Source organism: Pseudomonas sp. Root401 (genome assembly GCF_001425105.1).
Lineage (GTDB): Bacteria > Pseudomonadota > Gammaproteobacteria > Pseudomonadales > Pseudomonadaceae > Aquipseudomonas > Aquipseudomonas brassicacearum.
Map to the genome: position 1 here is coordinate 642,649 of NZ_LMDO01000001.1, position 18,192 is coordinate 660,840.

The 18,192-nt window shown below is 60.9% G+C and carries 16 protein-coding genes and 1 pseudogene; 10 read left to right on the top strand and 7 right to left on the bottom strand.

The features are described from left to right. Positions 1–22 precede the first annotated feature (22 nt). On the bottom strand, positions 23–994 hold the full coding sequence (locus ASC85_RS02610; protein ID WP_057448131.1) for a DMT family transporter: 972 nt from the start codon (positions 992–994) through the stop codon (positions 23–25). Between the two features lie 93 nt (positions 995–1,087). On the opposite strand from ASC85_RS02610, the gene ASC85_RS02615 reads away from it, so the two are divergent. Next, on the top strand, positions 1,088–2,029 hold the full coding sequence (locus ASC85_RS02615) for a LysR substrate-binding domain-containing protein (protein WP_057448132.1): 942 nt from the start codon (positions 1,088–1,090) through the stop codon (positions 2,027–2,029). A gap of 44 nt (positions 2,030–2,073) precedes the next feature. Here ASC85_RS02615 and ASC85_RS02620 read toward each other — a convergent pair whose 3' ends face one another. The 5 genes from ASC85_RS02620 to ASC85_RS02640 all read right to left on the bottom strand — a co-directional run bounded on the left by ASC85_RS02620 (position 2,074) and on the right by ASC85_RS02640 (position 7,760). Beyond that, positions 2,074–3,417, bottom strand: a complete 1,344-nt coding sequence (locus ASC85_RS02620) for an OprD family porin (protein ID WP_057448133.1) — start codon at positions 3,415–3,417, stop codon at positions 2,074–2,076. Positions 3,418–3,719: 302 nt separating this feature from the next. Further along, positions 3,720–4,691, bottom strand: coding sequence for an FAD:protein FMN transferase (locus ASC85_RS02625; RefSeq protein WP_082534296.1), 972 nt, complete (start codon positions 4,689–4,691; stop codon positions 3,720–3,722). Next, entirely contained in the window at positions 4,675–6,855 is a 2,181-nt protein-coding gene (locus ASC85_RS02630) for a PepSY domain-containing protein (protein ID WP_057448135.1), read from the bottom strand. The genes ASC85_RS02625 and ASC85_RS02630 overlap by 17 nt, the downstream gene beginning before the upstream one ends. 24 nt (positions 6,856–6,879) lie before the next feature. Beyond that, positions 6,880–7,350: a DUF2271 domain-containing protein gene (locus tag ASC85_RS02635; RefSeq protein WP_046062248.1), complete on the bottom strand. Its 471-nt coding sequence runs from the start codon at positions 7,348–7,350 to the stop codon at positions 6,880–6,882. 86 nt (positions 7,351–7,436) lie between these two features. After that, positions 7,437–7,760 carry a PepSY domain-containing protein gene (locus ASC85_RS02640; protein ID WP_046062249.1) on the bottom strand — a complete coding sequence of 108 codons (324 nt, stop codon included), beginning with the start codon at positions 7,758–7,760 and terminating at the stop codon, positions 7,437–7,439. A gap of 130 nt (positions 7,761–7,890) precedes the next feature. Between ASC85_RS02640 and ASC85_RS02645 the strand changes: the two genes are divergently transcribed. From ASC85_RS02645 to ASC85_RS02685, 9 genes are all read left to right on the top strand, one after another. After that, complete coding sequence (locus ASC85_RS02645) at positions 7,891–8,550, top strand: response regulator transcription factor (RefSeq protein ID WP_057448136.1); 660 nt, start codon at positions 7,891–7,893, stop codon at positions 8,548–8,550. Then, positions 8,547–9,905, top strand: a complete 1,359-nt coding sequence (locus tag ASC85_RS02650; protein WP_057448137.1) for a sensor histidine kinase — start codon at positions 8,547–8,549, stop codon at positions 9,903–9,905. The genes ASC85_RS02645 and ASC85_RS02650 overlap by 4 nt, the downstream gene beginning before the upstream one ends. An 89-nt stretch (positions 9,906–9,994) precedes the next feature. Further along, positions 9,995–10,726: a GntR family transcriptional regulator gene (locus ASC85_RS02655; protein WP_057448138.1), complete on the top strand. Its 732-nt coding sequence runs from the start codon at positions 9,995–9,997 to the stop codon at positions 10,724–10,726. Positions 10,727–10,848: 122 nt separating this feature from the next. Beyond that, a complete protein-coding gene (locus ASC85_RS02660) occupies positions 10,849–12,138 on the top strand; it encodes an MFS transporter (RefSeq protein ID WP_057448139.1) in 1,290 nt (429 codons plus the stop codon). Positions 12,139–12,165: 27 nt separating this feature from the next. Further along, the gene (locus tag ASC85_RS02665; RefSeq protein ID WP_057448140.1) at positions 12,166–12,996 is read left to right on the top strand and encodes an amidohydrolase family protein; all 831 of its coding nucleotides are present in this window, start codon (positions 12,166–12,168) and stop codon (positions 12,994–12,996) included. A 109-nt stretch (positions 12,997–13,105) separates the two neighbouring features. Next, on the top strand, positions 13,106–15,289 hold the full coding sequence (locus tag ASC85_RS02670) for a PAS domain-containing sensor histidine kinase (protein WP_057448141.1): 2,184 nt from the start codon (positions 13,106–13,108) through the stop codon (positions 15,287–15,289). Next, a complete protein-coding gene (locus ASC85_RS02675) occupies positions 15,286–15,687 on the top strand; it encodes a response regulator (protein ID WP_057448142.1) in 402 nt (133 codons plus the stop codon). The genes ASC85_RS02670 and ASC85_RS02675 overlap by 4 nt, the downstream gene beginning before the upstream one ends. Positions 15,688–16,082: 395 nt before the next feature. Continuing rightward, on the top strand, positions 16,083–16,526 hold the full coding sequence (locus tag ASC85_RS02680; protein WP_057448143.1) for an HIT family protein: 444 nt from the start codon (positions 16,083–16,085) through the stop codon (positions 16,524–16,526). A 689-nt stretch (positions 16,527–17,215) separates the two neighbouring features. Further along, positions 17,216–17,557: a DUF6124 family protein gene (locus tag ASC85_RS02685; protein WP_046062260.1), complete on the top strand. Its 342-nt coding sequence runs from the start codon at positions 17,216–17,218 to the stop codon at positions 17,555–17,557. An 81-nt stretch (positions 17,558–17,638) separates the two neighbouring features. Here the strand turns inward: ASC85_RS02685 and ASC85_RS02690 are convergent. After that, positions 17,639–18,082 (bottom strand): annotated as a pseudogene (locus ASC85_RS02690) (GNAT family acetyltransferase); the annotation flags it as partial. Positions 18,083–18,192 lie beyond the last annotated feature (110 nt).

An 18,192-nucleotide genomic window follows, 5' to 3' on the forward strand; every position in this document is an offset into this window, starting at 1 on the left:
AGAGTGGGCCACGCGCAAGTAATCAGCGGATGAAGGAGGCATTTCTATCGGGGACAGTGGACGTCAGGATGATACGAACTGCCATCACCACCCCCGCCAGCACGCCAGTAAGACCGGACGCTTCTAGAAGCGTTGGCAGCCGCTGATGAAACAACAGGCCCAGTAGTGTGGCAAATAGTGATTCCAGGGCTATCAACTGCCCGGAAAGCACCATGGGAAGGCGACGGGACGCCGCGTTCCACGCCCAGGCCCCGATGACTGACGACATCAGCGCAATCACAAGACCCCAGGCGTACAGGTGTCCCGCCAGGGAAACACTGAAACCCAGGCTTGGCAGCTTGAGAAGGTCAAACGCCTGCGCCGCCGGTAACAAGCACAAGGTGCCGATCCTTGCGCCGACCATCATGAGGCCGGTCCAGGCCCGCGAAACGCTGGCCGACAGGTTGACCAAGGCGCCCTGGTTCAACCAACTGAATACGAGCCACAAGAGCACCGCACCGATCGAGAAAAACACGCCCGTCAACCATGAGCCGTCGTCGCTCAGGGGCTGCTGGATGCTGCTGATGTTCGATAGCAATAGCCCTCCCGTTAAAAAAACCAGCGGTATCGCCAGCCTTCGCCATGGGAGGGTTTTGTGGGTAGCGTTGCCGAGCAGTGCCTGCAGGACCGGCACCATGCCAATAAACGCCGGGGTCAGTACCGGCCCGGCAAACATGACGCCTGCGGCAATGCAACTGCTGTAGCCGAGGTACCCGATGACCCCCAGGCTTGCGCCAAGTAGCAGTTGGCTGCGATGCATACGCCGAAGCTGGGTTCGATAGCCCATCACGACAGCCACACCCAGCGCCCCGGCGATCAGGAACCGTATGATCATCAAATCGTGGATCGTGTAGGCACCGACGACGTAAGGCGCAATGAAATTCAATGCCCAGCTCAGTGTCGCGACGACGGCAAGGCTCACGCCGGCGAGGGTGTTCGAGTAGGCATTGGGCATTCATGCATATCCTTAAGGCATTGAGCGCATGTTGCACAGCGTCGCAGCTATGCTACAAACGAGTTCTCGGCCTTGGATGCATTACCTCTGATTATGAATACCCTTGGAAAAACATTGCCGCCGCTTGCCAGCTTGTTGCCCTTCGAAGCGGCTGCGCGCCTGGAGAGTTTTTCCAAGGCCGCCGAGGAGCTGCACATCACCCAAGCGGCGATCAGTCGGCAGATCCGTGGGCTCGAAGAGGACTTGGGGCTGAAACTTTTCTGCCGTCGTAACCGCGCCGTTTTCCTGACCCAGCAAGGGCGTGAGTTGGGACGTGTGGTGAGTAACGCGTTGCAAAGTATCAGTGCCAGTGCTGTCAGCCTTCGTCAATCGCCAGGTAAAAACCGCGTCGTTTTGCTGTGCCAATTATGCGAAGCGTTCTACTGGTTGATGCCGCGGCTCTCGACGTTCCACCAGCGATACCCGGAAATCGAGATCCAGGTGGCCACATCTACCGGGCCGCTGACTGAGTTCAATGAGCATTTTGACGTGGCCCTGCAAAGCACGGGACGGCCCAGCGGCGTCCATGGCTTGATGTTTACCGCCGCTGATGAAGTGTTTCCCGTATGCAGTCCTCATTACCTGCGTACCCACGAAGTGTTGCAAGTCCGTGACCTGAAGTCCCACACCCTTTTGCACTATCACGCTACGCCGCCTCATTGGATGCAGTGGGGTGCTTGGTTCCAGGCGTTTGGACAGTCGTTTGACAACTCTCCCAAGGGCTCGGTGTTCGATAGCTACCCCTTGATGCTCCAGGCGGCGGTCGAGGGGCATGGCATCGCGTTGGGGTGGCGGCGCACCGCCCAAGGGCTGCTTGAGAGCGGTGCGTTGGTGAGACCTTGCGCAGAAAGCGTCCCTTTGCCTGATGCGATATCGGTATTCAGCCGGCCGGGCGGGGAAGGTCGGGTTGAGGTAAGCGCGCTGCTCGACTGGCTTGAAGGTGAACTGGGAAGTGATCGTCAGACCGACTTCGGTCAGTCGCGGTTAAACCGTTGAAGCCGCCATGACGGATAAAGTATTGGGTATCCGTTGTGGCAGGGTCAGAACGGCCCCAGCTTGAGGGGGTACTGGATGACGATATACAGCCGGTCGATGTCATCGCCGCCCTGGCTGCTATTGGCGCGATGGGTGACATGGGACAGTTGCAGCGACAGGTCCTTGGCCGGGCCTGACTGCACGATGTAATGCAGGTCCAGGTCGCGCTCCCAATGGCGTCCGCCAGTGCCTTGTTGCGGACTGTAAGTGCCCGTGTCGCTATCGAACGGGTTGTAGGCACCGCCTTGGGGGGCATGGCTGCCGTCTATCCCGCGTCCAGTCACATAGCGGGCCATGAAGCTCAGGCCGGGGATGCCCAAGGTGCCCAGGTCAAGGTCGTAGCGCGCTTGCCATGAGCGCTCGCCCGGGCCGTTGAAGTCGGCATATTTGATCGAGTTGGCCAGGTAGATGGAGTCGCCGCCGACGAAATCGAAGGGCGTGTCGCCGTTGATTTTCTGATAGGCCAGGGTGAACGCCTGGGCATTGAGCCGGTATTTGCCACTCAGGCTATAGGCCGTGGTGTCGATGGCCCCGGCGTTGGCCTTGCCATAGTCGCGGGTGTGATACAGGTTGCCGTCGAGGAACAGTTCGCCAAGGGTGGCATGCAGGTTGGCATAGTACTGGCGCCAGGTGTCGCTCAGTTCGGAGGAGTAGAGTGCGCCGCCCAGGGCTTGGCCGGTGAACAGGTCGGCGCCGATGAAGTCGATGGCGCCGTTGCGCGTCGTCGCCCCATACCCGGAAAAGTCACCCTTGCTGGTCGAGGCGTCCTGATTCTTGAACGCACTGAAGTGGCCCGCCTGCAGGTCGATCCCTTCGAACTCGCGGCTGGAGAGCAGCAGGCCGCTGGCGTATTCGGGTTGCAGGCGCTTGTCTGCGGTGTCGAATACCGGGCTCTGCACGGTCATTTCGCCGACCGCCAGGGTGGTGCGTGAGGTGTTGAATTTCAGCGCGCCGCCGGCGCTGGAGTAGTGGTCCTCGCTTCGCCCGTTCTCATCCAGCGGCAATAATCCCGTTCCGGAATGCCCCTTGCCGCCGTCCAGTTTCAACCCCAGGAACGCATGGGCATCGATGCCTACGCCGATCGTGCCAGGGGTGAAGCCGGACTCGAACGAGGCGATGAAGCCCTGGGCCCATTCCTGTTTGTAGCTTTTGCCTGCCGGGGTCGCGGTGCGATAGTCATTGTTGAGGTAGAAGTTGCGGCTGAGGACTTGCTGCGTCGCCCCGTCGAGAAAACCAGGCGTGCTTTGCGCGAGTTCCGCTGCCATCGCTGGTGCGGCGCTGCCGGTGAGCAGGGCAAGCAGCCAGAGCGGTTTCAGGGCGGTGGTTGAGTGGTGTGGTGCAGGCAACATGCTTCATTTCCATGTGACATTGGGCGGGCGAAGGAGGGCTTTCGCGCCAGGAAGACAAGAGCTTCATTCTTGGGCGTGGGACGCGCGCGCGCGAGTTAAACGTTGTTAATTGCGTTCAGCTGTTTTGGCCCTATCGCGAGCAAGCTTTGCTCCCACAGGGGGCAGCGTTCAGGTACCGCGCCGGACGCTGCACTCCCTCAGCACATGGCTGCAGGTTTTGCGTTGTGAGGCGGGTGCATGATGACCTTCTCCGGCTGGTGCATGAGTGGCCGTTCTTCTGACTCAACACCCGAGCGTCGGCATCAGCGCGTTTGGACCTGAGCCTGCAACTGTCCGCCGACTATGGATATTTCCTTGAGCTGCAAACCGTCGCGCACGACGAACAATGCGTCCATCCCGCGTTCTTGTGCCAGGCGGGGGCCTTGGGTTTCGCCCAGTACCATCAGCGCTGTGGCCCAGGCGTCGGCGAGCATGCATGAAGTCGACACCACCGTGACGGCTGCGAGCGGGTTGCACAGGGGGGCGCCGGTGGCCGGGTTCATTGTGTGGGCGAAGGATTGCCCACAGACGTCGACCCAGTGTCGATAATCCCCGGAGGTGGCGATGGCGGCGTCGCTGAGTTCCATCACACCCATGACCTCACGCACGCCCCGACGGGGTTTTTCCATGGCCACGACCCAGGGCTGCCCATCAGGTTTGCTGCCGCGGGCGCGCATCTCGCCGTCGATGCCTACCAGGTAGCGCGCGATGCCAAACCTGTCCAGGCAGCGGGCCAGCTCATCGACACCAAAACCTTTGGCAATGCCGTTCAAGTTGAGGTTAAGCGGTGCCTGTTTGCGCACCTGGTTGCGTTGTGAATCAACGACCAGCGCTGCACTGGTCGAGCGTCGAGTTGGCGCAGGCAATCCATCGAGCGCCGGTTCGGTGATGGACAGCTCGCCGGGACCGAAGCCCCAGGCGTCCACCAGATCACCAACGGCGATGTCGAAGGCGCCGCCCGATTGCCGGCTGACGCGCAGCGCCGCAGACAATACCGCGGTCAGTTCCTCGGGCAGCGCTATCCATTCCTGCAACGGTGCGTTGTTGAGGCGATTGAGATCCGAATCGGCTTTCCAGGTCGACATTTGCTGGTCCACCCGGCCCACGGCATGCGCCAGGCTGTGACTGATCGGGCGGGTGTCGAGTTCGGTTCCGGCATAGAACAGGGCGGTATAGCGCGTGCCCATGGTTTCGCCGCTCAGGCTGTAGCGTTGCAATTCAGTAGACGTCTTCACGATAGCGTCCTTGTGCCTTGAGGGTCCGCACATTCAGGTTCAGCGGTGCCAGTACTTCGTCCAGGGCCAGCATTACCCCCTTGGCCATCTCGCGACCGCCGCACACCAATACCTGGGCGCCTTTCTCAATCAGCCGACGCAACATCAGGGCGTCGCTGATCAGCCGGTCTTGCACGTAGGAACGGTCCGTTACCTGGGAAAAGGCCGCGTGCAATGCCGTCAGGCGCCGGTCAGCCAGGTAATGGTTGAGCTCGGTTTCGTAGAGGAAGTCCGAGGCCGGATTACGCCCGCCCCAATACAAGTGCATGGGGTGGTGGGCCTTGTTGTTGCGGATAAAACCGGCCAGCGGGCCGATGCCGGTACCGGCGCCGATCAGGATCACTGGGTGCGCCCCCGACGCCGGGCGAAATTGTGGATTCGGTTGGATAAAGGCGTCGATGGTCGCCCCGATCTCCACGCTGTGAAGGAATGATGAGCACAGACCTCCTTTGTGTTTGCGTACGCAGATCTCCAGCACGCCGTCCTGTGAGCTGCTGGCCAGCGAGTAGAACCGCGGGAGAGGGTTGCCAGGGGGCAGGATGCCGACCAGATCACCGGCTTCAAAGGCCGGTAATGTCCCTGAGGCTTTGAACCGCAGCACGTGGGTGGGCGCGCCGACCTGTTCACCATAGGCAATGCGCTCGTTCAGGATCAGTTGATGGGTCTGTGGATGCGATGCGGTATGGACCAGCGTCAGGTCTTGCCCCAGCACTTCACCCAAGGCGTGACCCCAGCGAGAAAACGCCTGGGGGGATTGGCGGTTGATGGTTTCCAACTCCATCAACGGCGTGCCACCGGCCTGCAACAAGGCTTCCTGTACCTGATGGGCAAACTGACAGAACTGCGTAAACTGCCGGTCACCAAAACCCAGCACGGCAAACGGCTGGCCAGGTTTCAGGCCGGCTTCGGCCAGCCGTGCCAGGAACTGCGAAGCCGAGGCCGGGGCATTGCCGTCACCGTGGGTCGCGGTGAGGATGAACACGCGTTGAGCGTTGCCGTAGTCGTTGGCGTATTGATTCATTGCCGCGCTGTGAACGCGGTGGCCGGCTTGATGCAAGGCTTCATGCAAGGTGTTGGCAAAGCCCCAGGTGCTGTTGGTTTCGCTGCCGACCAGGATAACGGTGTCGGCGGATTGCGCAGCGCTGTTGTGGCGGATATTCGGCCCGGCCTGGCGGCGACGCCACCAGATCAGGATGCCGGTGATGCTCATCACGGGCACGCCGAGGGCACAGAGGCCCAGCAACAGGCCCAGCCACCAGAGTCCTTCACCGGTGTGCAACTGATAGACCAACTCGTAGACGTTGCCCATCGAGTCGTGAGCTTGATAGGACAACAGGGCGCCGCTGACCGGGTCCACGTAGCCGTCGCCCTGGGCCGTGCGCAGGGAAAACACGTCTTGCGGATTATTCGGGCTGGGGTAGACGAGCTCGCGCAGATCAGTCAGATCGGTGGCCTGCAAAGCTTGCAGGCTCGCCACGGGCGAGGCCGAGCCCGCGCTGATGTGGTCGGGGAATGCAGGTTCGCTCTGACTGCCATCGGCGATGAAGTCGAAGGTCGTGGCGCACATGTAGAGCCCGCTCAGTGCCGATAACAGCAGCCCAAGCAACGCGAAGCGACCGACCTCTGCGTGCCAGCGCTGGCTGAAGTCGCCCCGCAATGGCCGCAGCAGGTTGCGCCAGCCGCCGACCCGCCGAACCAGCAGCAGTGCCCCGGACACCGACAGCATCAGCATGAACAGCGCGCCGACGCCTGACACCCCGTGGCCCGGTGTGCCAAGAAACAGCGAGCGGTGCAGGTCTTTCATCCAGCGTGAGAAAGCGGAGGGTTCGTAGGGGGCCAGGCCTCGCCCGGTCAGTGGGTCGACCTTTTCGGCCCCGACCCGGCCGTCCTGATTGAAGTAGACAATGACGGTCCCGGACGCGGTGCGCTGGATCTGCTCCACGCCCGGAAAGTGACTGGCAACACGTCCGGCCAACTGGCCGACATTGACTTGCCCAATCGCAGTGGACGTGTTGTTCAGGCGTTCAAGGGCCGGATCGATAGACAACGTCGCGCCGCTGATGGCCAAGAGCATGACCAACAGGGCGGCGATCAGACCGGGCAGGGAGTGGAGCTGGCGAAGCATGTTCGGCCTCCGAACAGATAGATGCTACAAATCGTAAGTAAAGGATTCGACGTAGGTATTACCGGCCGCCGGCTTGCCTGCGCCTTCGCGGGTCAATGGCACGCTGACGTCGGCCCGGGCATCACGCTTATCCTCGACGGCGCTATCGATACGGATCTGATACCCGGCATCGATCAGGGTGTCTGCCAGCTCGACGCTGACTTTGAGGGTGTCGCCGCTGCCAACGCTGGCGCCGCTGACGCCGTCGTACTCGCTGGGGCTCAGCTTGCTTCCGCGGGCCCAGTCGGCCAGGTGCTTGTAGTACTTGGCCTTTTTGCCGGCCACCCAGAGGGTTTTCTGGTACTGGCCGCTGGCGTCGGTGACGTAGATCGCCAGGTACGCATCGTTGCCGCTGTAGCGCTTGAGCTGGGTCGTGAGGGTTACTTCACGGGCCTGAGCCAGCCCCGGCAGGATGATGGCGCCGGCGAGGCAGGTTGCAGCGATGATTTTTTTCATGGGGGTTGTCCTTTTGATCGTTGGGGCGAGAGCCTGGACCTGCTTGCTGACAGCAACCTGAACGGCAGGATCAACGCGTCGAAATGTCACGGCGCGGGCGCAGGGGCGAGGTAAGCGCTGGCATCGTCATCGTCCCGGAAGTAGATCTCGAGCTCGCGCAGGTGCAGCGACGCCGGTGTGTAGCGGGCTTCGATGACATTGCCCTGGCGGTCCAGGCCCTTGAGCTTGTAGCAGCCGTCGTCGACCTTGATGCGCTGCACCTTCCAGCCGTACCGCTGTTCCACCTGCAGGCGCAGGGTTTCCCGTGGTTGCCAGTCATTGACCGGTTCGCTGCAGTCGTCATCGGCCAAGGCGTAACCGTTGGCCAGCACACTTATCAGCGCAGTGCTGGCAATAAAACCTGATTTCATGATCTGTCTCCTGCCGGGGTTTCGTCGTGGGCATACCCTACGGGGCATTCCTGACAGCCAGCTGAATCTTCAGATTCACGTCAGGTAAGGCCGCTAAGGTGCGGCAAACCACGATGACAGGAGCTGCCCGATGCGGGTTTTATTGGTTGAGGACTCGCCAAGGTTGGGGGAGGCGGTGCGCGAGCAGATCGCCGATGACGGCCATGCCGTTGATTGGGTGCAGAACCTTGCCCATGCACGCAGCAACGTGAGCACCACCGCTTATGATCTGATCCTGCTTGACTTGATGTTGCCGGACGGTCGAGGGCTGGATTTCCTGCGTCAGCGGCGCAGTGCAGGTGACGCGACGGCGGTGATCATCCTGACGGCCCAGGACCAGATCTCTGATCGAATCGCCGGCCTCAATGCCGGCGCCGACGATTACTTGGTCAAACCCTTCGATCTGTTTGAACTGTCGGCCCGTGTGGCTGCGGTGGCCCGTCGTTACAGCGGCAACCCCAATCCCCAGATCAGGCTTGGTGAGCTGCACGTCGATATGACGGCCCGTACGTTGCAGCGGGCCGGTGTGGCCGTGGAACTCACGGCCCGGGAATGGGCGCTGTTGGAGGCATTCATCCAGCGTCCCGGCGCGCTGCTGTCCAAGGGGCAACTCGAAGATCGGCTGTACGCTTTCGGCGCCGAAATCGAAAGCAACACGATCGAGGTCTATATCAGTCGATTGCGCAAGAAACTCGGGCGCGACCTGATTGAAACCGTGCGGGGCATGGGTTACCGGATGGTGTCGGTATGAAGACGACCTTCAGCCTGCAAAAACGTCTGGGCCTGGGACTGACGCTGGGCATGACGTTGCTCTGGCTAATGGCGACCATCGGCACTTGGCGCGGGGTGCAACATGAGCTGAACGAGGCCTTTGACAGCGCACTGGAGGAGACCGCCCAACGCATCCTGCCCCTGGCCGTGCTGGAAATCAGCAACCGGGAAAACCCGGGGGAGGTGCAACAGGTAGCCACCCTGAAGATGCACAAGGAGCACCTGACTTATCTGGTGCGCGATGCCGCAGGCAAGGTCCTGATGCAGTCCCACGATGCCAACCCGCAGATCTTCAGCAAACACCCGGCTGAGGGGTTCTCCACGATTGGAAAGTACCGTCTGTATGGCGCCAGTGCGCTGCGTGAGACGCTATTCATCGAAGTCGCCGAGCCGTTGCGCCATCGCCGCGAGGCCGCACGACAGGCCTTGTTTACCTTGTTGTGGCCGTTATTGGCGCTGGTCCCCATCAGCCTGCTGGGGACCTGGCTATTGGTGCGCATGAGCCTGGGTAGCGTGCTGGCCTATCGGTACGCGGTAGAGGCCCGTGGCGTGGGGGATCTGTCGCCGATCAAGGTGTCGCGCCTGCCGGCAGAAATCAACCCCTTGGCGGATGCGGTAAACCGCCTGCTGGAGCGCTTGCGCAAGGCCCTGGAGGCCGAGCGCAGCTTCACCGCCAATAGCGCACATGAGTTGCGTACACCCTTGGCCGCGACATTGGCGCAAGTCCAGCGGCTGTACCAGGAGGCCCCTGAAGGTCCGTTGCGTTTGCGTGCGAAAAAGATCGAAAGCGCTTTGCGCGAATTGGCCCGGTTATCGGAAAAACTCATGCAATTGGCCAAGGCTGAAGGGGGCGGACTGCTCTCGCAAACGCCCCAGGATCTGGTCCCATTGTTGGCCCACGTGGTGGACGAGTGGCGGCACAACAGCACCCGCCGGATCGCGCTGCAACTTCCTGCCCAGGCCCATGTGTATTCGACCGTCGACCCGGACGCCTTCGGCATTCTGTTGCGCAATCTGATCGAGAACGCATTGAAGTACGGCGCGATGGATCAACCCATCGAAGTCACCCTCACGGACCAGGCACTGCTGCGGGTGATCAATGCCGGACCGGTGGTGCCGGTGGCCGTCCTGCAGCACCTGACCGAACGTTTCGTGCGCGGCCAGAGCCAAACCAGTGGGTCGGGATTGGGGTTGGCGATCGTCAAGACGATCGTGCAGGGGATCAATGGGCGAATCGAACTGCTGTCCCCGGCAAAAGACCGGCAGGAGGGGTTCGAGGTGCGGGTCCGGCTACCGCTTGCCACCGCCGCCACCGGCCATTCGTCAGCCAGCTAGCCTGAGCATTCTTGACAAGCAATCGACCTTGAGCAAATACTCGCGTCCATATTCATATATATGACTAGATAACAAGGTGAATAAGGTCAATGAAATCTCTCTCCAGTGATGTCCGCCTGCCGCTGTATCAACGTTTACGCGACCAATTGGCTGAACAGATCGCCAATAACCGCTGGCGTCCGGGGGAGGCGATTCCTACTGAGGCGGTACTCTCGGCCGAATACCAGTTGTCTACCGGCACGGTGCGCAAGGCCATCGATGCGCTGGTCAGCGAGGGCGTCCTGGAGCGCCAGCAGGGGCGCGGCACCTTCATTCGCCGGCCGCAATTCCAGTCGTCGCTGTTCCGGTTTTTCCGCTTTCAAAGCGCTTCAGGCGAACGCCGGGTTCCCGAGAGCCGGATCCTGTCCGTGGAACCTGTGGTCGCGCCTTCGGCGGTGGCCCAGGCGCTGGGGTTGCCAGCGGATGCGCCGGTGATTCGCATCGTGCGGGTGCGTCTGCTGGATGTGGCGCCGGTGCTCGCCGAAGAAATCTGGCTGCCCCGCAGCCGTTTCCAACCCTTGCTCGAGATCGACCTGAGTCAAAAGGGACCGCTGCTTTATCCCATCTATGAAGAAACCTGCGGTCAGGTGGTCGCCTCTGCCGAAGAAACCCTCACCGCTGAATCGGTGAATGAGGTGTACGCGCGGCTGCTGCAGGTGCCGGTCAACAGTCCGGTGGTGGTGATCGAGCGTCTGGCGCGGGACTACGCCGGCAATCCCCTGGAGTGGCGACGCTCGCGCGGGCATGCCGAACACTTCCGCTACAGCGTGGAAATCCGCTGACCCCACCGGGTTAGCGGCGAGTCGGTCGCCGCAGCCCTTATCGTTTTGTTTGCCATGACTGGCCCTGTAGCGGCGCGGTTCGCTCTCGGCTGCCTTTCGTTCCACTTACAAGGATAAGAATCATGTTCAGCTGGTATCGCCAAGTCACTGCGCGGGAGCGTAAAACGTTTTGGGCCTGTTTCGGCGGATGGTCGCTCGACGCGCTGGAAGTACAGATGTTCGGCCTGGCGATACCGGCGTTGATCGCCGCGTTCGCCCTGACCAAGGGCGATGCCGGGCTGGTCAGCGGCGTGACCCTGGTCACTTCGGCCATTGGTGGCTGGGTCGGCGGGACGCTGTCGGACCGTTACGGACGGGTGCGCACGCTGCAATGGATGATCCTGTGGTTTTCCTTTTTTACCTTCCTGTCGGCGTTCGTCACCGGCTTCCACTCGTTGTTGATCGTCAAGGCGCTGCAGGGCTTCGGCATCGGCGGTGAATGGGCCGCCGGTGCGGTATTGATGGCCGAGACCATCAACCCCAAATACCGCGGCAAGGTCATGGGCACGGTACAAAGCGCCTGGGCGGTGGGTTGGGGACTGGCGGTCGGCGTCTTCACGCTGATCTACTCCCTTGTGCCGCAAGACATGGCCTGGCGGGTGATGTTCATCGTGGGCCTGCTGCCGTCGTTCCTGATCATCTGGGTACGGCGCAACGTTGAGGAACCCGATAGCTTCCAGCGCCTGCAAAAAGCCAACGTCATCCCGCAAAGTTTCTTCAAATCCCTGAGCGGTATCTTTCGCCCCGAGCTGCTGCGCGTGACTTTGTTTGGCGGGCTGTTGGGGCTGGGGGCGCACGGCGGTTACCACGCGGTGATGACGTGGCTGCCAACCTTCCTCAAGACCGAGCGCAACCTGTCGGTGCTCAACTCCGGTGGCTACCTGGCGGTGATCATCTTCGCCTTCTGGTGCGGCTGCGTGGTCAGTGGCCTGTTGATCGATCGTATAGGCCGTCGCAAGAACATCGTGCTGTTCGCGCTGTGCTGCGTGGTGACCGTGCAGTGTTATGTGTTCCTGCCGTTGAGTAACACGCAGATGCTGTTCCTGGGTTTCCCGCTCGGCTTCTTCGCTGCGGGTATTCCGGCGAGCCTCGGGGCGTTTTTCAACGAGTTGTACCCGGCGGATGTCCGCGGCGCCGGCGTGGGGTTCTGCTACAACTTCGGCCGGGTGCTTTCGGCGGTGTTTCCGTTCCTGGTCGGGCACATGAGCGACTCCATGTCCTTGGGCTCGGCCATTGGCATCGACGCCGGGATTGCCTACGGCGTGGCGGTGATCGCGGCGCTTTGCCTGCCGGAAACCCGCGGTCGCAGCCTGGAAGCCACTGCTGCATCGGCGCCTGCGGTGGAGAGTGACGGTCAGGGCGCCCGAGCCTGATTTCCCTTATTTCGATAGATGAAACCCATGGTTGATACCCGTACTACGCCGATCACCGGCATTGACTGTCACGCCCACGTATTCAGCCGCGAGTTGGAACTGGCGGCTGTCCGGCGCTACACACCTGACTACGACGCCACGCTCGCCCAGTACCTGGGCCAGTTGCATGCCCACGGCTTGAGCCACGGCGTGTTGGTGCAGCCAAGTTTTCTCGGCACGGATAACCGCTACTTGCTGGCCGCGCTACGGCAAGCGCCAGAGCAATTGCGTGGGGTCGTGGTGGTGGCGCGAGACGTCAGCCGAGTCGAGCTGGACGACATGGCCCGGTTGGGCGTGGTCGGTGTTCGCTTGAACCTGATGGGCCAAGCTTTACCTGATTTTCGCGACCCTACCTGGAAAGGCTTTTTGGGCCACATCGCAGAGCTGGATTGGCATGTCGAGTTGCATGCCAACCTGGTGGACTTGCCGGGGCTGATAGGACAACTGTTGCCATTGGGCATCAAACTGGTGGTCGATCACTTCGGTCGTCCGGATGCGCGTTTGGGGCTGGATCAACCTGGCTTTGCCCAATTGCTGGAACTGGGGCAGGGCGGGCAGGTGTGGATGAAGGTGTCCGGCATCTATCGATTGGGCGCTACGGCGCCGCGGAATCTTGAATTCGCTCGTGCCTCGTTAACGTCGCTGGAACACAGCTTTGGCCCCGAGCGCCTGGTGTGGGGCAGCGACTGGCCGCACACGCAGCATGAAGAACATGTCGGTTTCGAAACAGTCATGGCTCAGTTGCGTGCGTTGGAATGTTCGGCGCCACTTAGGCGGGCGTTAATGGTCCAGGCACCCCAGGCACTGTTCAAGTTTTGAGGCACGAGGCTTGTGACGTCGAGTTTTCCTGAACTCGCCCGGTGAATAGGGATCTAGACTCCATTGATGCCCTGTGAAAGGTTTCAGCCAGGCGGTTTGAGGATGACTGATGTCGAACATTGAAGAGCTATCCAGGGAAACCCGTGCGCCAAGCGAGTACGAGAGCTTGATCGCCATGGGGACGAGCGCACTCGATGCCATTCCTGGTGCGGTGTACCTCTGTGATCGCCAGGGATGGCTCGTCAGATACAACAGCGAGGCGGCCGAGCTGTGGGGAAGGACGCCGGCACTTGGTGAGAACGGTGATCGTTTCTGCGGCGCCCATCGACTGTTCCTGACTGACGGTACGCCGCTGGCATTCGAACACTGCCCGACAGCCTCGGCACTCAATACCGGCATTGCCTCGCGCAATCAGGAAGTGCTCATCGAGCGCCCGGACGGCTCGCGGTTCGTGGCGCTGATGAACATTCGCGCCCTCAGGGATTGGCGGGGTGTCATTCAAGGGGTGATCAACTGCTTCCAGGACGTCTCGGCGCACCACGCCATGGCCGCAGAGCTTCGGCGCAAGAGCGCCGACCTGGAAGACTTTTTCGAAAACAGCGCGGTGGGCCTGCATATCGTCAGTGGCGAGGGCATTATCCTGCGCGCCAACAAGGCGGAGCTGACGCTGCTGGGCTATTCAGCCGACGAGTACATTGGCCGCCACATCACCGAATTTCACCTCGACGAGCCGGTCATTGGCGACATCCTCACCAAGCTGGGCAGCGGCGACTGCCTGGAAAGCTATCCAGCGCGACTGAGGGCAAAGGACGGCTCGATCAAGCATGTCATGATCACTTCCAATGGCCGGTTCGAAGACGGAAAACTCTTCAATACGCGCTGCTTCACCCTCGACAGGAGCTGTATCCATGCAGCCGAGGCGGCGCGCCAGGACAGCGATGACCGGCTTTCGGCGACCTACGAGGCGGCGACCATCGGTATTGCCGAGGCCGACGTCGACGGTCGCTTGCTCCGCGTCAACGATGCCCTGTGCAACATGCTGGGTCGCTCGCGGGAAGAGCTTCTGTCGATGACATTCCTGGACTATACCCACCCCGATTGCATCCCGCAGGACGCGGGGTTGTACGCCCGCCAGGTGGCCGGTGAACTTGATAACTACGTGCTGCGCAAACGCGCCTTGAAGCCCGATGGCGAGGTCGTTTACCTCGACATCCACAGTTCCTCGGTGAGGGACGCCAGCGGTACGTTTCGTTATGGCGTGCGAGTGCTGCAGGACGTCACGCTGGCGCGGCGGATGGAAAACCAGGTCCGCGAAAGCGAACGGCACATGCGCAATCTTCTCGAGGCGTTGCCTGCCGCGGTGTACACCACTGACGCCGATGGCCGCATCACCTTCTACAATCGCGCCGCTGTCGAACTGTCCGGGCGCACCCCTCGGCTGGGCGACCAGTGGTGCGTGACCTGGAAACTGTTCAACACGGACGGCAGTTTCCTGCCCCACGACCAATGCCCGATGGCGGTGGCCCTGAAGGAAAACCGGCCGATTCGCGGCGTCGAGGCAATTGCAGAGCGGCCGGACGGTAGCCGCGTTCCGTTCACGCCTTTTCCCACGCCCTTGCATGATGCCGATGGAAACCTGGTGGGCGCTATCAACATGCTGGTGGATATCTCCGAGCGAAAGCAGGCGGAAAACCGGCAGAAGACGCTGATCGATGAGCTCAATCACCGGGTCAAGAACACCCTGGCCACGGTGCAATCGCTGGCCGCCCAGACGGCACGCAACGCAGAGGATGCGAAAGACGGCTACAGGCGTTTCGAGGCAAGGCTCCTGGCGTTGTCGCGGGCACACGATCTCTTGACGAAGCGGCATTGGGGGCAGACGCCGCTCGACACCCTGGCCCCCGAGGTGCTGATGCCGGTGTTTGGGCATGAGCCTGGCCGCATCGTGATTGAAGGCCCTTCTGTGGACGTCGGCACTCGCGTGGCGCTCAACCTTACGATGACCCTCAATGAATTGGCGATCAACGCGCTGAAATATGGCTCGATGTCGGTCGAGAGCGGGACGCTTGCCGTCACCTGGCACCTGCAGACCCAGGTGGACGGAACGTTGCTGACCCTCGACTGGCGCGAACAAGGAGGGCCGCCTGTGTCACCGCCGGAACGGGAAGGGCTGGGTTCGCGCTTGATGAGGCGCTGCATCGAGCGCGACTTGGCCGGCAAGTTCGATCTCACCTACGCTCCAGAAGGCGTTTGCTGCCGCTTTTCGTTCCTGATTGGGGTGACCGGGGCATGACCCCATTTGTTGGCGTCAGGGTGCTGGTCGTCGAGGACGAAGGCGCGGTTGCCCTGTTGATCGAGGACATGCTGGAGGAGTTCGGATGCGAAGTGGTGGCCTCAGTCGCCCGGCTCGCTGCGGCACGTGACATGGCCGGCTCGGTGCAGGTTGATCTGGCGATCCTCGACGTCAACCTGGCTGGCGAGCGGGTTTTTCCGGTGGCCGAAATCCTTCGCGGTCGCCATATTCCCTTCCTGTTCAGCACCGGATACGGCGCCAGAGGGCTGCCAGCCGAATACGCCGGGTGCCCGGTCCTGCACAAGCCGTTTTCGCAAAGTGAGTTGCAGCAGAAAATTGCCGTTACGCTGACGGAGGCCCGCGAAAGCGGCTTGGCATCCAACACCGATGCCAACTGACCCGCCACCATCGCGAACAGGCTCGCTCCCACAATGGGGTAGCGGTGGACTTGTAAGTGGGTAATCACCACAAGTCCCCTGTGGGAGCGGGCTCGCGAAAGCGGTGGGTCAATCAACTACGATGCCGACAGGTCCGCCGCCTTCGCGAGCAAGCCCGCTCCCACAATGGATCGGCGGTGGGCTGTGATTGAGTGACCTCCACAAATCCCCCTGTGGGAGCGAGCCTGCTCGCGATGGCGGCCCGACATTCAGCACCGATCCCCACTGATCCACCCCCTCCCCAGCAAGCCCAGTCCCGGTGTTCAAGCAGCCCTCGACAAGACGTTGCCCCTGGACTGTGCTAAATCTCTTACCAGCAACCCACCTACCTCTCCAAACCCATTCAAGGAGTGATCATGAGTCTCCACGGTCATTACGATCCGCAGAACATTTTTGCGCTGATCCTTCGCGGCGATGCGCCGTGCTACAAGATTTACGAAGACGCCGATGTATTGGCCTTCCTGGATCTCTTCCCCCAATCGCGCGGGCATGTCCTGGTCATTCCCCAAGCCTCCCAGGCGCGAAATATCCTCGAGGTCGAGCCCGCCGTCCTGGGTGCGATGATGTCTGCCGTGCAGCGCCTGACGCGGATCATCGTGGACGAATTGCAGCCGGACGGGGTCCAGGTCGCGCAGTTCAATGGTGCTGTGGCCGGGCAAACGGTCTATCACATTCACATGCACATCATTCCTCGCTGGGACGGTGAAGCACCCGGTATACATGGCAGGGGCAAGGCCGATCCCGAGGAGCTGGAAGCACTCCAGGCGCGTCTGGTCGAGCGCATTCGTTCAGGAGCCTGATGCTGGGCAAGATCTTAAAAGGGGCACCGGTGCATCAGTTCCCGTGCCGCTGGCTTGTGCAGACATTTCGATCATGGCCTGACCAAATACCTGAGCGGCCACAGCCAGGTGTTTGGGTTGGGCACGTCCTGGGGGATGTTGCCAAAGTTTGTGGGTGATCGTTGTGAGCAGCATGTCTACGATGTCACCCAGGCACAGGAACGTATTCCTGTCGCAAATTTGCCTTAGCACCTGAATTGAATGGGCGATCAAGATCGCTCATTTTTTATTTGTTCCGCAGCTTGCGCCCGCCACCGTCTTCCAATCACATCGCACCCGTCGCGTCGCGCTTCGGTGGGGGAATGGTTGAACGAGCGTGTCGTAGGAATCGACGGAACGAATATTCCCCATTGACTTGCAGGACATTTCCTAGAAAATTCCAGCCTCTTGCGCCTGCTGATTCCGGTGCCTAGTCTTTGTCCACCGCTGCCAATTCAGCGGTCGGGTTTAGTCGCTCGGTATTTCGTTAGGCGCAAGGTCCCCTTGAAGTCAGGCTACGGTTTTCTCGCTGATTTTATGGTGGCTGTGCGCAGGGCACTTTAGGGTGCGCCGGTTTCCTAACGTCCCGGTCGACTAACCTGCGCACAGCCGCCACCCCACTTCGTTTAGTCGCGAACAGTGGCGGATCCGACTGACGTTAGGAGGTCCATATGGACAAACTCATCCCAGACCCACCCGTTCCACCGCTGCACCTGGACATCGCGGCCGATGCCAACGCCGAACGTGTCATCGATTCCTATCTGAACCCCAAACCCGCCCAGCCTGACAAGAAGCCACCTCCGGACCAGCTATTCACCGTCGTGGAGGGCGTCGATGCGGAAAGCCTGTTGGCCAACCTCAGCGAAACCTTGGCCTCTGCCAATGCCATGGCCAACGATTTAGCGTTCGATCTGGAGGATTCTCGACGGCATGTTGCACTAGGGCTGCAGCAGTTGATCGAGCTGGGTCAGCTATTGGCAAACCGGGCGCTGGATGTCATCGACCCTAGATAAGCGTCCGGTGGAATAGATTCCATTTTTCCCAAGATGGATCGGGTCGGAAGCGAAGGGCTGCTTCTGACCCGAAGCGGACGTTTACCAAGCCTGCTCTTCCGGCATCTCGATATTCGATTCGATCTTTTTGCCCATACTGATTCGCGGCTCGGTCGAGTAGCCCAGAGATTCGTAGAAGGTTTTGACACTTTCATTTGAGCTGACGATTTGCAGGTTGATTTTCATGCAGCCTCGCGCGGTCAGAGCATCCTCTGCATGACGGACTAGACTCATCCCTATGCCTTTTCTGCGGTGCGACGGGTGCACCGCCACCGAGTACAACCATCCACGATGGCCGTCGTATCCGGCGAGAACGGTGCCAACAACTTCATGTCCTGACGGGGCCACAAAGAAAAGGCCATCCGCTGCGGCCAGTTTTTTGTCGATAGCCAAGCTGGGGGTGTTATGCGCGGTTTCATAACCGAATACGGTTTCCCAGAGTTCCACGACGCAACGGCGATGGTGTTCATTTGAGTAGTCGGCAATAGCATCCATGGTGTAGCCCTCGAATTGAAGGGGCTGACGCTAGCGCCTTGGCGTGGGTAATGTCCACTGTCTCTTTTTGGCCGGTTGCGGCCTGTCATTAAGGGCAGCCA

Bases quoted from the DNA above. Each gene is read 5' to 3' on its own strand.
- ASC85_RS02635 (WP_046062248.1), bottom strand. From the start codon at position 7,350: ATGAAAAAAATCATCGCTGCAACCTGCCTCGCCGGCGCCATCATCCTG.
- ASC85_RS02655 (WP_057448138.1), top strand. From the start codon at position 9,995: ATGAAATCTCTCTCCAGTGATGTCCGCCTGCCGCTGTATCAACGTTTA.
- ASC85_RS02650 (WP_057448137.1), top strand. From the start codon at position 8,547: ATGAAGACGACCTTCAGCCTGCAAAAACGTCTGGGCCTGGGACTGACG.
- ASC85_RS02660 (WP_057448139.1), top strand. From the start codon at position 10,849: ATGTTCAGCTGGTATCGCCAAGTCACTGCGCGGGAGCGTAAAACGTTT.
- ASC85_RS02665 (WP_057448140.1), top strand. From the start codon at position 12,166: ATGGTTGATACCCGTACTACGCCGATCACCGGCATTGACTGTCACGCC.
- ASC85_RS02680 (WP_057448143.1), top strand. From the start codon at position 16,083: ATGAGTCTCCACGGTCATTACGATCCGCAGAACATTTTTGCGCTGATC.
- ASC85_RS02670 (WP_057448141.1), top strand. From the start codon at position 13,106: ATGTCGAACATTGAAGAGCTATCCAGGGAAACCCGTGCGCCAAGCGAG.
- ASC85_RS02675 (WP_057448142.1), top strand. From the start codon at position 15,286: ATGACCCCATTTGTTGGCGTCAGGGTGCTGGTCGTCGAGGACGAAGGC.
- ASC85_RS02640 (WP_046062249.1), bottom strand. From the start codon at position 7,760: ATGAAATCAGGTTTTATTGCCAGCACTGCGCTGATAAGTGTGCTGGCC.
- ASC85_RS02615 (WP_057448132.1), top strand. From the start codon at position 1,088: ATGAATACCCTTGGAAAAACATTGCCGCCGCTTGCCAGCTTGTTGCCC.
- ASC85_RS02620 (WP_057448133.1), bottom strand. From the start codon at position 3,417: ATGTTGCCTGCACCACACCACTCAACCACCGCCCTGAAACCGCTCTGG.
- ASC85_RS02610 (WP_057448131.1), bottom strand. From the start codon at position 994: ATGCCCAATGCCTACTCGAACACCCTCGCCGGCGTGAGCCTTGCCGTC.
- ASC85_RS02645 (WP_057448136.1), top strand. From the start codon at position 7,891: ATGCGGGTTTTATTGGTTGAGGACTCGCCAAGGTTGGGGGAGGCGGTG.
- ASC85_RS02630 (WP_057448135.1), bottom strand. From the start codon at position 6,855: ATGCTTCGCCAGCTCCACTCCCTGCCCGGTCTGATCGCCGCCCTGTTG.
- ASC85_RS02685 (WP_046062260.1), top strand. From the start codon at position 17,216: ATGGACAAACTCATCCCAGACCCACCCGTTCCACCGCTGCACCTGGAC.